Origin of the sequence: Paenibacillus sp. FSL W8-0919 (genome assembly GCF_038003785.1) — a bacterium.
Classification (GTDB): domain Bacteria; phylum Bacillota; class Bacilli; order Paenibacillales; family Paenibacillaceae; genus Paenibacillus_AQ; species Paenibacillus_AQ lactis.
Genome location: NZ_JBBOPV010000001.1, coordinates 5923358 through 5937097, shown reverse-complemented (window position 1 = coordinate 5937097; position 13740 = coordinate 5923358). Strand labels below are relative to the sequence as shown.

The following is a 13740-nucleotide window of genomic DNA, read 5'->3' as shown; positions in this document are numbered from 1 at the left end:
CTGATTACATTCGTTATTCAAAAGATGGAGGGTGAAGTAACAATGGATTTGGATGGTTCCTTGGTGACAATTTTGCTGATCGCGGTCGTTGCGATCATCGCACTTAGCGTGTTTTTCAGCTTCTTCCCGCTGATGCTCTGGATTTCGGCGCTCGCTTCCGGCGTGCGCATCGGAATCATTACGCTCGTGGCCATGCGGCTGCGGCGCGTAACGCCTAGCCGGATCGTCAATCCGCTGATCAAGGCGACAAAGGCAGGGCTGGGACTGAATATTAACCAGCTCGAGAGCCACTATCTGGCAGGCGGTAACGTAGACCGCGTCGTCAATGCGCTGATCGCTGCACAGCGGGCGAATATTCCGCTTGAATTTGAACGGGCCGCAGCGATTGACCTTGCCGGCCGGGACGTTCTTCAGGCCGTGCAGATGAGCGTTAATCCGCGTGTCATCGAGACGCCGGTTGTCGCTGCCGTAGCAAGAGACGGCATCGAGGTTAAGGTAAAAGCCCGGGTAACCGTTCGCGCGAATATTGACCGCCTCGTCGGGGGTGCTGGTGAAGAAACGATCATTGCCCGTGTAGGTGAAGGGATTGTTACCACGGTAGGTTCCAGTAACTCCCATAAGGACGTCCTGGAGAATCCGGATTTGATCTCCAGAACCGTTCTTGCGAAAGGGCTTGATGCCGGAACGGCGTTTGAAATTCTGTCGATCGATATCGCCGACGTCGATGTAGGCAAGAACATCGGGGCCTACCTGCAGACCGAGCAGGCGGAAGCCGACAAGCGCATCGCTCAGGCCAAAGCGGAAGAGCGCCGTGCGATGGCGGTAGCGCAAGAGCAGGAGATGAAGGCTCGCGTCGTCGAAATGAGAGCGCGGGTTGTCGAATCCGAATCCCAGGTTCCGCTTGCAATGGCTGAAGCGCTTCGCAGCGGCCAGCTCGGGGTGATGGATTACATGAACCTGAAGAACCTTGAGGCCGATACGCAGATGAGAGGCTCGATCGGCAAGATGGGCGATAATACAGGCAACCCGGGAGACAATCCGAACAATAACAAATGATGATGAGGTGAGCCTATAGTGGGCTGGTTAATCGAGAATTTTTATATCGTAGTTGTTATAGGCTTCTTCATCATTTCCGCTCTGGGAAGGCGTGGCAAGAATGCGGGGGAGAAGGGGCAGCCCCGCATGCCGTCGTTCGGCGGCGACGGTCATCGTCAAGGCCGGGGGCCGCAACAGCCGGAGCTCCGCAGAACGCAAGGGGGAAGGCCACAGCCCTTTCCGCAGGCTGAGCACCCTGCCCCCGTTCAGCAAAGTGCCGGTTCGGATTTTAACGATGAAGAGGAGCTGAACACCGGAAACGGGTATTCGCTGGAGCATGAGGAGCTGAACCGATCGCCCAGCTACCAGGAGATGGAGCGGAAGCCGGACAGCATGGATCACCGGATGGCGATGATGGAGTCGGATTTGGACCGGATCCATGCGCAGTTAAACCGGATGACGGTCGATATTCCGGAAACGGTCGTTAAGCTCACCGAAGAGGACCATGGACCGGAACGTCGAAGCCATTCGAATATGGCGGAGCAGGCTCGAAACGGCATCGTGTGGTCCGAAATTTTGGGGCCGCCCCGTTCCAGACGCCCATTAAATTATCGCCGTTAAGAGACCATATTTGAGAGTTTGCAGGCTATGAACAATGGCCCTGCATTTGGTGACCGCAGCGAATGGAAGTAAGGGTTCATTCCCGCTGGGTCTACACCACATACCAAGAGGCTGTACCAGGTCAATCGACTTTGGTACAGCCTCTTTTTCTATTGGGTTATACGCTCCGCCCCTTATCTGAACAAATCTTCGCATGTTTCTGGCTGTACATTTCATAAATCAGGATTCCGGGGCATATGGTGTACAGTACAGGAAGGGGGAAAGTCTCCATATGTCCCGCATCAGCCGCAAGCTGCAGAAATGGACCCAAGAAATGCTTGATTTGCCACAGGACCTGTTGTTTGATTTACCGCGGTTGACCCTGATCGGCAATAAAGAGCTTCATATTGAAAACCATCGAGGAGTTCGGCATTTCTCCGAGAAGCGGCTTGTGCTGTCCCTAACACAGGGCTCCTTGGAGATATCGGGGTCGGATCTCGCGATTCAGGCCATTCAAAGTCAAGAAGTGACCATTATTGGTACAATCCATCATATTCAATACATAGGAACGGAGGAGAAAGCGTGAACATCCCAACCATGATCCAGCTTCGAGGCTATTTGACGCTCACCGTGCGCGGTGAGCATGTGGAAGCATTCATCAATTCCGTAGTGGACGCGGGGATCCCGGTGTGGGATGTGATACCGACCGGGACGCAGTCTGCGGAGTTTAAGCTGCTGCTTAGAGACTTTAAGGGCCTTCGTCCCTTCTTGAAACGGACAGGCTGCCGGACGCGGATCAAGGAGCGCAGCGGCTATCCTTTCAAACTGAGGCGCTTGTGGAAACGCAAAGCGTTCGTTCTCGGGATAGTATTGTTTTTTGCTATTTTGACCGCCCTCTCCTCCATGGTATGGAACATTGAGGTAGAAGGAAATGAGAGCATTGCTGCGGAAGACATTCTGGATGCCGCCAAGCAGGAAGGAATCTACCCGTATCAATGGATTTTCAAGCTGCAATCGATGGACAAGCTGTCCGGCAGCCTGGCATCCAGACTCGACGGCGTGTCCTGGGTCGGCGTGGAGCGGAATGGGACACGGATCCGGATCCAGGTCGTTGAGGCCTCCGTTCCTAAGAAGCCGCCTTTGCAAAGCCCGAGGCATCTGATCAGTACGCAGGATGCGGTCATTACTTATATCTACGCGGAAAAAGGGCTGCCCAAGGTCCAGATCAACAGCCGCGTGAAGAAAGGCGACGTGCTGATCTCCGGCATTTTAGGCGATGAGGAAAATTCGGAGATGATCGTTGCCAAAGGCGAGGTTAAAGGACTGGTCTGGCATGAGTACGATATCGAGGTTCCGCTCGTTAAAACAAGGAAGGTGTATACGGGCGAAGGCAAGAAACGGTCATATCTCGTTCTCGGCGACCGTGCCGTCCAGCTGTGGGGATACGGGGAGGTGCCTTACTCGCAGCAGGAAATGCTCACCTATTATGATCCTCTCACCTGGCGATCACGTGCGCTCCCGTTTGGATGGATGACCGAGAAGATCATGGAGGTCACCGAGGTTCAGCATACGATCACGGAGGAGGAGGCCAAAAAAGAAGGAATAGAGGGCGCAAGACGCGATATTTTAGCGAAATACGGCACCGATTCCCGATTTGTGAGCCAAAAAATTTTGCATGAGAAGAAAGAGAATGGTAAAGTTTATATGAAAGTGCTTTTCGAGGTGGAAGAGACCATCGCGAAAGAACTTCCCATAGTATACAATCAAGGAGAATGAGACTATTTGCCACAGCAAACGACCAGCATTCAAATTTTATTACAAAGTGCGTCAGAAGGCTTGGCCTTATTCGGACCGCAAGATGCCTTCCTGAAATTGATCGAAGCGGAAATCCCTGCCACCATCGATTCGCGGGAAGCCGTCATTACGATCCGCGGAGAACACCGCAGCGTCGAGCGTCTTCAGCAGCTGTTCGAAGTGCTGCTAGAGCTCATCCGCAACGGGTATACTTTGACCGAACGGGATATTCTGTACGCCGTAGAGCTGGCCAAGGATATGCGAGCGGATCAGCTGCTTGATCTGTTCAAGGGTGAAATTACGTCAACATACAGAGGCAAGCCGATTCGCGTCAAGACGATCGGACAGAAGCATTACGTGACAACGATCAAGAAACGGGATGTCGTATTCGGTATCGGTCCTGCGGGGACGGGGAAGACCTACTTGGCGGTTGTGCTGGCTGTTGCTGCACTTAAAGAAGGCTCTGTGAAACGGATCGTCCTTACGAGACCGGCGGTTGAAGCCGGAGAGAACCTGGGCTTTCTGCCCGGAGATCTGCAAGAGAAGGTAGACCCTTATCTCAGACCGCTGTACGATGCATTATATGATGTTATGGGTCCCGAGCAAGTCGCGAAGGCGCTTGAACGGGGACTGATCGAAATCGCGCCTCTCGCCTACATGCGCGGGCGGACGCTGGATGACTCGTTTATTATTTTAGACGAAGCGCAGAATACCACGCCGGAGCAGATGAAGATGTTCCTGACGCGGCTTGGCTTCGGATCCAAGATGGTCATTACCGGAGATGTGACGCAGATTGACCTGCCGCGCGGCAAAAAATCCGGGCTGATCGAAGCGAAAGCCATTTTAAGCGGAATTGAGGAAATCGGATTCGTTTATTTTGCTGAGCAGGATGTTGTACGGCACTCTTTAGTACAAAAAATCATCGTTGCCTATGATCAAGCTGCAGAAAACCAAGATTAAAGGGGATTGTCGATATGGCCTCCAAAGAACCATCGACGGACAAGTCCATATGGGGCAGGCACAGCGGTTGGAAATATAGCGTGGCAACACGCTATATTCTGTTTTTGCTGCTTGCGCTGCTCTTTTATATCAGTCTAGCATCGAAGCTGGTGCCTGAACGCTATGACATTCAGGTCAATACGAAAAGCGAGAAGAATATCGTCGCTCCCGTCCAAATTGAGGACAGCAAAGCGACGCTGAAGGCGCAGGAGCAGGCGGCCGAGCGGGTTCAGACGATTTATACCAACCTCAATGTGAGGAACGACGTTCTGGTGACGCAGATCCTGGACCGGATTGAGCGACTGAACCAGGATGTGGATATCTCGACCCAGGAGAAGGTCAATATCTATCGCGAGGAAATCCCTCGCAGGATTGACGAGTTCGTCCAAAATTTCGTATCCGCCAATCGAGACAATGAAGGTTACTCCAACGAGCTGCTGGAGGAAATGCTGCGCGTCATCGACCAGCAGACCTACCGGATCCCGGAGGAAACTTATATCAAAATACCTAGATTAAGCGCCGAGGACATCAATGCGATGAAGCCGGTAGCCCGCGATATCGTCTCCAAGCTGACCATGAACGAAATCGTGGACGCGCAGACGGCCCGGGCGCGGGTTGCGGAAATGGTGAGCACGAGCTCGCTGGATGATCGCGTTGCCAGAGAGGTCGTTCAGGAACTGGCCCGGGCAACGATAACGGCCAACAAATTCAGGGATGAGGAAGCGACCAAGGAAGCACGCGTCGAGGAACGCGAGAATACGCCGCCTGTGTTCATTAAGCAAGGAGATATTCTCGTTAAGAAAGGGCAGGTCATTACGCCGGAGATGTATGAGCTGCTTGGAAAGAATGGTTTGCTCAAGGATGATGTAAACTATTGGCCTGAGCTCGGCGTGCTGCTGCTGTCCGTTTTATTATCGCTCGGGATCCTGATGTTCATCCGCCAGTCGAATGCCGGGAAGTTTAAATACAATAACTCCCAGCTGCTTATGCTCGTGCTGATCTATGTGATCACGCTTATTACGATGCACTTGACATCCATTTTGCAAAGCGACTCGCGGATTTATGTCGGGTACCTGGCTCCTGTAGCCATCGGTGCGATACTGGTGACGCTGCTTCTGGAAATGTCGCTTGCCTATTTCAGCGTCATTATATTCAGCATCATGGCCAGCGTCATCCTGAATGTCCAGGGTGAAATGTTCGACTTCCAGTTCGGGCTGTTCGCCGCAGTGACGTCATGCGTGGCCATCTTCTCGATTCACCGTGCGAGCCAGCGCTCCACCATGCTGAAGGGCGGGATTATGGCCTCCTTGTTCGGCGCATTGATCGTATTGATCATGCTGCTGATCAACGACGATTCCTGGACGACGACGGAAACGCTCTATGCGATCGGGTTTGCGATTGCCGGAGGCCTGCTTACAGCCGTTCTGGTGATCGGGCTGATGCCATTCTTCGAGGTTACGTTCGGCATCTTGTCGGCTTTGAAGCTCGTGGAATTATCGAACCCGAACCATCCTCTGCTGCGCAAGCTGCTGACGGAGACGCCGGGAACGTATCACCACAGCGTAATGGTCGGCAACCTGTCGGAGGCCGCTGCCGAAGCGATCGGCGCCAACGGCTTGCTGTGCCGCGTGGGATCCTATTACCATGATATCGGGAAGACGAAGCGGCCGATCTACTTCATTGAGAACCAGAACAATATGGAGAACCCGCATGATTCCATCGAGCCGAAGCTCAGCAAGTCCATCATTGTGGCTCACGCTAGGGATGGGGTTGAAATGCTGAAGGAGTACAAGCTGCCGAAGCCGATTCGGGATATCGCCGAGCAGCATCATGGTACGACCTTCCTCCATTATTTTTACCATAAAGCCATCCGACAGGCTGAGGAGCAGGGGATCGAGCCTGATTTTACGGAAGACGATTTCAGGTATCACGGTCCGAAAGCCCAGTCCAAGGAGGCAGCGATCGTCGGCATCGCCGACAGTGTGGAGGCGGCGGTCCGCTCTCTCCGCAAGCCGACCGTGGAGCAGGTTGAATCGATGATCGAGAAGATCATTAAGGGTCGCCTGGATGACCATCAGTTTAACGACTGCGACCTGACGATGAAAGAGCTTGATACCATTGCGAAAACCTTGAAGGAAACGGTCATGGGGATATTCCACTCACGCATCGAGTATCCGGAGGAGGTCAAGCGGCCGAAGCCTGATTCGAGCGCGTCTTCGGGAGATTCGACCAAGCATGCAGATTCATCCGCGCCTGAAGCGGATCAGAGAAGGAGCGTTTAAGGAATGAGCCTTGAGCTTGTATGGAATAATGAACAAGAGCAATTTGAGATTACGGAGGAGCTCATCGCTTTGCTTGAAACGATCCTGCAGAAGGCCGGTGAGGCCGAAGGGATCGAGGGCGGAGAGGTGGACCTGACCTTTGTCGATGATGAAGCCATCCACGAATTAAACCGGGAATATCGCGGGATCGACCGTCCAACCGACGTATTGTCCTTCGCCATGCATGAAGTCACGAATGATGAGCTGGAGATCATTTATGAGCTGGAGGAAGGCGAAGAGCTTGGGAACGTCCCGGACGTGCTGGGGGACATCATTATCTCGGTCCCGCGTGCGAAGCTGCAGAGTGAAGAGTACGGCCACTCGCTTGAGCGCGAGATCGGATTTCTATTCGTCCATGGTTTCCTGCATTTGCTCGGCTATGATCATCAGGACGAGGCGAGCGAGGCTGAGATGATGGGCAAGCAGGAGGCCGTCCTAGCCGAAGTGGGTCTGACGAGATAGTGAAGCCGTACAGATCTACTTTGCTTAGAGCTTTTGGTTACGCCATGACGGGCATATGGACCGCCGTACAGCGTGAACGAAATATGAAGATTCACATTGCTGCTGCCGTGAGTTGCTTCATCGCAGCAGCTTTGCTGCAGTTGGACAAAATCAGCTGGCTGTTTCTAATATCCGCCGTTGCGGCTGTGTTCATTGCGGAGCTGGTGAATACGGCGGTCGAAGCCGTTATTGATCTCGCATCCCCGGCGGAGCATCCGCTTGCCCGGGTGGCGAAGGATACGGCTGCGGGTGCATCGCTGGTTGCTGCGATATATGCTGCGGCTGTTGGCATCCTCATTTTTTGGGAACCGCTCATGCAGTGGGTTAGGTCCATAACAGGCTGACGAAAGGGAGGAATTCGGTATGGATACAGGGTTATTGATGCAGGAAGCGATTAAGGCGCGCACACGGGCTTACATACCTTACTCGAAATTTGGTGTAGGCGCTGCTCTCTTGGATGCGGGCGGGAAGGTACACCATGGCTGCAACGTGGAGAATGCTGCCTACGGGCCGACCAACTGCGCCGAACGAACCGCACTCTTCCGCGCGATTGCCGACGGACATGAGCCAGGAAGCTTCAAGGCGATTGCGATCGTCGCCGACACCGAAGGACCCTGCACGCCGTGCGGGGTATGCCGGCAGGTGCTGGTAGAGCTGTGCAAGCCGGATATGACGGTCATTTTGGGGAATATGAAGGGAGACATTCGCGAAACGACGGTAAGCGAGCTGCTTCCCGGCGCGTTTGGCCCTTGGGATCTGAACAAGGAATAATCTTCGCACAAGTTCAGACTGAAAATTAGGTTATCATGAGCGATGTTAAGGCGGATGAAGGACCGGCAAGCTGACGTGTCACCCACGGCCATTGCGGCCAAGACCCTTGATGATGATATCTCGGTGTGGGACGAAAAGAAGCAGCCATAGTCCCATTCGCCTTAAGGTGTTAGTAACGTTAGCTGGAGGAATGGTATGCAGAAAAAACAGTTTAAATCAGGTTTTGTGGCGATCATCGGCAGACCCAACGTAGGGAAATCTACGCTGATGAATCAGGTCATCGGTCAGAAGATTGCCATTATGTCGGATAAACCGCAGACAACAAGAAATAAAATCCACGGGGTGTACACAACGCCGGACTCCCAGGTTGTATTTCTGGATACGCCGGGGATTCACAAGCGTCAATCCAAGCTCGGCGATTACATGAATCAGACGGCGCTCGGCACGCTGGGTGAAGTGGAAGCCGTATTGTTTCTGGTAGACGCATCCGAAGGGATTGGCGGAGGCGACCGCTTTATTGCCGAGCAGCTGAGCAAAATCAAGACCCCGGTCATGCTGGTGATGAACAAGATCGATAAGATCGAGCCGCCGGCGCTGCTGCCGCTTATTGAAGAATACCGGAAGCTCCATGACTTTGCGGAGATCGTTCCGATTTCGGCCAAGCTTGGCAGCAACGTCGACACGCTGCTGGATCAAATCCAGAAATATTTGCCGCCGGGCCCGCAGTATTATCCGGAGGACCAAGTGACGGATCATCCCGAGCAGTTTGTCTGCGCCGAGCTCATCCGGGAGAAAATCCTGCACATGACCCGGGAGGAGGTGCCGCACTCCATCGCCGTCACGATTGAGGATATGCGCAAGGAGGAGAACGGAACCGTCTATATATCCGCCGTCATTTTTGTCGAGCGCGATTCACAGAAGGGCATTATTATCGGGAAGCAGGGCGCCCTGCTCAAGGAAGTCGGCAAGCAGGCCCGCCAGGACATTCAGCGGCTTCTCGGCTCCAAGATTTTCCTGGAGCTATGGGTTAAGGTAAAAAAAGATTGGCGCAACCAGGAGCGTGTTCTTCGTGACCTTGGATTTCACCGCGGGGAGTAATTGACCCGTACCGAAAGAAGCTTTCTGGGGGATTGGTGCCGCCGGTTGCTGCTCAGGCAGCCTGCCAACAATTGCAATTCATAAATCCGCACGGTACGCACATCCTATTTTCGTAGATGCAGACGTCATTTCCGAAGAAAGGATGAATACGAATGCGAGATTTTTCGTGGAAGTATTTTGCGATGACTGGAGATGTCGATGCTTATTTGCTGTATAAAGAAACCGACGGTGAACGGGTTCTTGCAGCTGCATCCGCAGAAGATGAGGCGGCCCAGCATGAAGAGGACGAGTAATTATTGGTTGTTCCAAGAATGGTTGGGGGATAATGCATGCTATATCGGGCGGAAGGAATTGTCATCCGCAGCATGGACTACGGTGAAGGGAACAAAATCATTACGCTTTGCACCAAAGAATCGGGCAAGGTAGGGGTGCTGGTCAGAGGAGCAAAAAAGGTCAAGAGCCGGCATGCTGCTCTGACCCAGCCTTTTACGTATGGGGAGTATGTGTTTTTTCGCAATACGGGGCTTGGAACCCTGAACGCAGGCGAGATTATAGAATCCCATCATGAACTGCGGGAGGATTTGATCAAAGCCGCCTATGCTTCCTATGCCTGCGAGCTCTTGGATCGGGTGCTGCAGGATGAGGAGACGGGGGCTTTTTGGTTCCATCAGCTGAAGGCATGCTTGACCTCCCTTCAAGAAGACAAGGATCCTCAGATTATTATCAATCTCTATGAGATGAAAATCCTGCAGGCGGCAGGGTATGGACCGGAGCTGGAGGTATGCATTTCGTGCAATCAGCCGAGAAACGACGAGGATATGCTGGTCAGCCCGCGTCTCGGAGGAGTTCTATGCCGTTATTGCAAGCATTTGGATCCGCCGGCGATGGCAGTGACGGTCCGGACCTTGAAGCTGCTGCGCCTGTTCGCCAGGCTGGATCTCAGGCGGCTCGGTAATGTGGACGTTAAGGCGGAGACGAAGGACGAGCTCAAGAAGGTAATGAGGGCGTTAATGGATATGCAGCTGGGCCTCCGGCTCAAATCCCAAAACTTCCTGGACCAGATGGACAAATACAACATTTGACGTAAGGTTCGGATTAAGGTATTATATTTATCAGTTTATGAGTTATTGCATATTGACATGCGTTGAACGGGAAAGTAGTGAATGGCCATTCGTTATAGCGAGCCGGCGGCGGTGGGAGTCCGGTACGAAGCATTCATGAACATGGCACCCGGGAGCATTCTTGAAACGATAAAGTGGGTTTAGCTACAGCGCTGCTGCACGGCAGCTGCGGGAAGGCTGGCCAAGTAGGGTGGAACCGCGGGAAGCGACAGCTCTCGTCCCTATGTCTGTACATCAGGCATGGGGCGAGAGCTTTTTTGCGTTGTACAGACTGGATTGTCGGATGTTTTATTATGAAAATGAAAGCAAAGGAGCTAAAAATCATGAATTTCCAACAGATGATTTTGACGCTGCAGCAGTTCTGGGCAGAACAGAATTGTATCATCGTGCAGCCGTATGACACGGAAAAGGGTGCAGGCACCATGAACCCGATGACCTACTTGCGCTCGATCGGTCCGGAGCCGTGGAATGTCGCTTACGTTGAGCCTTCCCGTCGTCCGGCAGACGGCCGTTACGGGGAAAACCCGAACCGGTTGTACCAGCACCATCAGTTTCAGGTCATTCTGAAGCCTTCCCCGGACAATATCCAGGAGCTGTATCTGGAGAGCCTGAAGCGTCTTGGCATTGACCCGCTCGATCACGACATCCGCTTTGTCGAAGATAACTGGGAAGCTCCGACCCTTGGCGCCTGGGGCCTCGGATGGGAAGTGTGGCTCGACGGCATGGAAATTACGCAGTTTACGTATTTCCAGCAGGTCGGGGGCATCGATGCCAATCCCGTTGCGGTTGAGATTACCTACGGCATGGAGCGGCTTGCGTCGTATATTCAAGATAAAGAGAATGTATTCGACCTCGAATGGGTGGACGGCATTACGTATGGCGACGTGTTCCATCAGCCGGAATTTGAGCATTCCAAGTACACGTTTGAAGTGTCGGATGTGAAGATGCTGTTTACGCTGTTCAACATGTATGAAGAGGAAGCCAACAAGGCGATGAATCAACATCTGGTCTTCCCGGCGTACGACTATGTGCTGAAGTGCTCCCATACGTTTAACCTTCTTGACGCCAGAGGAGCGATCAGCGTGACCGAGAGAACAGGCTACATCATGCGCGTGCGCAATCTCGCGCGCCAGGTGGCGGCTACGTATTTGGAGGAACGCGAGAAGCTTGGCTTCCCGTTGATTAAGAAAGGGGGCGCAGAACATGCCTAAGGATTTATTGTTTGAGATCGGGCTGGAGGAAGTCCCGGCAAGATTTCTGCGTGCAGCGATGGAACAGCTGGAGGACCGCCTCGTGAAATGGCTGGAAGCATCCAGAATCGGGCACGGGGAAGTAACCGCCTATGCAACGCCGCGTCGCCTTGCCGTATGGGTCAAGGATGTTGCGGATAAGCAGGAGGATGTCAGCGAGGAGGTTAAAGGACCTTCGCGGAAGATCGCGCTGGACGAGAACGGTCAGTGGAGCAAGGCGGCGCTCGGCTTCGCCCGAAGCCAAGGTGTCGATCCGGAGAGCTTCACCTTTAAGGAGCTTGGAGGTGTCGAGTATATCTACGTCACCAAGAGCAGCGTCGGCGTCGATACCCAGTCGATTCTGTCCGAGGGGCTTCACGGCATACTGACAGCGATGACGTTCCCGAAAAATATGCGCTGGGGTGCGCATGAGTTCAAGTTCGTACGTCCGATCAAATGGATCGTTGCGCTGCTGGGCAGCGAGACGATCGCGCTTGAGGTTGCCGGCGTGCAGGCGGGCAATGTGACGAGAGGGCACCGCTTCCTGGGATCCGATGCCGTTATTCCGGAAGCGTCGGCATATCGGGATATCCTTCGCGAACAGCATGTCATCGTGGACGTGAATGAGCGTCAAGAAATGATCGTTTCGCAAATTCAGGCACTCGCCAAAGAGAAGGGCTGGAATATCGCAATCAAGGATGATCTGCTGGAAGAGGTATTGTTCCTTGTTGAGACGCCTACCGTGCTCTACGGAACCTTCGATTCCTCGTTCCTTCATATCCCGCAGGATGTGCTGATCACCTCGATGCGCGAGCATCAGCGCTACTTCCCGGTTTTGGACGACAAGGGGCAGCTGCTTCCTTATTTCGTGACGGTGCGCAACGGCGATTCCCGTTCGCTTGATGTTATTGCCAAAGGGAATGAAAAGGTGCTGCGGGCACGCTTGTCGGATGCGAAGTTTTTCTATGAAGAAGATCAGAAGCTCCAGATCAAGGACGCGCTGTCCAAGCTCGAAAGCATCGTCTTCCATGAGGAGCTCGGAACGATCGGGGACAAGGTGCGCCGCATCCGCCGCATTTCCGATCAGCTGGCCGTCAAGCTTGGAATCGCCGCTGATGCAGCGGATTCCGTCAGCCGCGCCGCCGATATCTGCAAATTCGATCTTGTAACCCAAATGGTGTATGAATTCCCTGAGCTTCAGGGGGTTATGGGCGAGGATTACGCGCGTAAAGCGGGAGAGAAGGAAGAGGTGGCCAAAGCGGTATTCGAGCATTACCAGCCGCGCTTTGCCGGCGATGCCGTTCCTTCGACGCAGGTCGGCTCCATCATAAGCATAGCGGACAAAATCGACACGATTACCGGCTGCTTCTCCATCGGCATCATTCCGACCGGCTCCCAGGATCCATACGCACTGCGCCGCCAGGCGCAAGGCATCGTGCAGATCATTCTGGAGCACAAGCTTCCGATTACCTTGTCCGACGTGTTCGGCATTGCGCTGGACGTTCATGAGAACATCCGGGCGCTCAAACGGTCCGCCGGTGAAATCCGGAAGGATCTCCAGGAATTCTTCGGACTTCGCGTGAAGAAGCTGCTGTCCGAGAACCAGCGGTATGACGTTGTCGATGCGGTGATTTCGGCCGGCTTCGATTCCGTGGTATCCGTTGTGAACCGGGGACAGGCGCTGATGCATGCGGTTGAGTCCGCCGAGGACTTCAAGACGACGGTGGAATCCTTGAACCGCGTCAGCAACCTTGCGGCCAAGGCAGGGAAAGCTGCGGTGAACCGGGAGCTGTTCACGGAGTCTGCGGAAGGCGAGCTTTATGAAGCCTGGCAGGCGATCCGGAGCGATTACGAAGCGGCACTGGATGCTGCGGACGGCGAACGCGCATTGTCCTTGCTCAGTGGACTGAAGGCGCCGATTACCGGCTTCTTTGACTCCGTCATGGTCATGGCCGAGGACGAATCGGTGCGGGCTAACCGCCTTGCACTGCTCTCCGGCATCGATGGGGATTTGAAGCGGTACGCCGATTTTTCAAAATTAGTGTGGTAAGCGTAGTGACATGATGATTTTGCAAATGTTATAATGGTTTGTTCAGCGAAAGCGACAGCCCGTGTCAAGGCACAGGATGGCGCTTTCGCTGTGAGTAAGAATCAATGGCCGTACAGTAAGGCAGACTGCAGCTCATTGTTTTTTGGGAAGCAGGATTTTAATCGGTTCAAGACGTATATAATAGTAAACAGCACAGGATGGTTCCAAGAGTACAGGAAAAG

The 13740-nt window shown here is 53.6% G+C and carries 14 protein-coding genes; all 14 read left to right on the top strand.

Annotated elements, in window-relative coordinates; genetic code table 11:
- Window positions 1–42 precede the first annotated feature (42 nt).
- The 14 genes from floA to glyS all read left to right on the top strand — a co-directional run bounded on the left by floA (window position 43) and on the right by glyS (window position 13519).
- Window positions 43–1056: a flotillin-like protein FloA gene (gene floA, locus NST44_RS27005; RefSeq protein WP_007129408.1), complete on the top strand. Its 1014-nt coding sequence runs from the start codon at window positions 43–45 to the stop codon at window positions 1054–1056.
- 18 nt (window positions 1057–1074) lie between these two features.
- Window positions 1075–1656 carry a hypothetical protein gene (locus NST44_RS27000; protein ID WP_144867002.1) on the top strand — a complete coding sequence of 194 codons (582 nt, stop codon included), beginning with the start codon at window positions 1075–1077 and terminating at the stop codon, window positions 1654–1656.
- A gap of 271 nt (window positions 1657–1927) precedes the next feature.
- Window positions 1928–2221, top strand: a complete 294-nt coding sequence (gene yqfC / locus NST44_RS26995; protein ID WP_007129410.1) for a sporulation protein YqfC — start codon at window positions 1928–1930, stop codon at window positions 2219–2221.
- Window positions 2218–3411 (top strand): sporulation protein YqfD, encoded by a 1194-nt coding sequence (gene yqfD, locus NST44_RS26990; protein WP_340901095.1) that lies wholly within the window; start codon window positions 2218–2220, stop codon window positions 3409–3411. The genes yqfC and yqfD overlap by 4 nt, the downstream gene beginning before the upstream one ends.
- 6 nt (window positions 3412–3417) lie before the next feature.
- Entirely contained in the window at window positions 3418–4389 is a 972-nt protein-coding gene (locus tag NST44_RS26985; RefSeq protein WP_007129412.1) for a PhoH family protein, read from the top strand.
- Between the two features lie 14 nt (window positions 4390–4403).
- Window positions 4404–6710, top strand: a complete 2307-nt coding sequence (locus NST44_RS26980) for an HD family phosphohydrolase (RefSeq protein ID WP_028404324.1) — start codon at window positions 4404–4406, stop codon at window positions 6708–6710.
- A gap of 3 nt (window positions 6711–6713) precedes the next feature.
- The gene (gene ybeY, locus NST44_RS26975; RefSeq protein ID WP_007129414.1) at window positions 6714–7211 is read left to right on the top strand and encodes an rRNA maturation RNase YbeY; all 498 of its coding nucleotides are present in this window, start codon (window positions 6714–6716) and stop codon (window positions 7209–7211) included.
- A 44-nt stretch (window positions 7212–7255) separates the two neighbouring features.
- Window positions 7256–7594 (top strand): diacylglycerol kinase family protein, encoded by a 339-nt coding sequence (locus tag NST44_RS26970; protein ID WP_260842821.1) that lies wholly within the window; start codon window positions 7256–7258, stop codon window positions 7592–7594.
- A 19-nt stretch (window positions 7595–7613) separates the two neighbouring features.
- On the top strand, window positions 7614–8021 hold the full coding sequence (gene cdd / locus NST44_RS26965) for a cytidine deaminase (RefSeq protein WP_028404322.1): 408 nt from the start codon (window positions 7614–7616) through the stop codon (window positions 8019–8021).
- A gap of 195 nt (window positions 8022–8216) precedes the next feature.
- Window positions 8217–9119 (top strand): GTPase Era, encoded by a 903-nt coding sequence (gene era, locus NST44_RS26960; RefSeq protein ID WP_007129417.1) that lies wholly within the window; start codon window positions 8217–8219, stop codon window positions 9117–9119.
- A 152-nt stretch (window positions 9120–9271) separates the two neighbouring features.
- Entirely contained in the window at window positions 9272–9412 is a 141-nt protein-coding gene (locus NST44_RS26955; protein WP_007129418.1) for a YqzL family protein, read from the top strand.
- A 36-nt stretch (window positions 9413–9448) separates the two neighbouring features.
- On the top strand, window positions 9449–10201 hold the full coding sequence (gene recO / locus NST44_RS26950) for a DNA repair protein RecO (RefSeq protein ID WP_340901092.1): 753 nt from the start codon (window positions 9449–9451) through the stop codon (window positions 10199–10201).
- A 362-nt stretch (window positions 10202–10563) separates the two neighbouring features.
- On the top strand, window positions 10564–11451 hold the full coding sequence (gene glyQ, locus NST44_RS26945) for a glycine--tRNA ligase subunit alpha (RefSeq protein WP_007129420.1): 888 nt from the start codon (window positions 10564–10566) through the stop codon (window positions 11449–11451).
- Window positions 11444–13519 (top strand): glycine--tRNA ligase subunit beta, encoded by a 2076-nt coding sequence (glyS, locus tag NST44_RS26940; RefSeq protein WP_340901089.1) that lies wholly within the window; start codon window positions 11444–11446, stop codon window positions 13517–13519. The genes glyQ and glyS overlap by 8 nt, the downstream gene beginning before the upstream one ends.
- Window positions 13520–13740 lie beyond the last annotated feature (221 nt).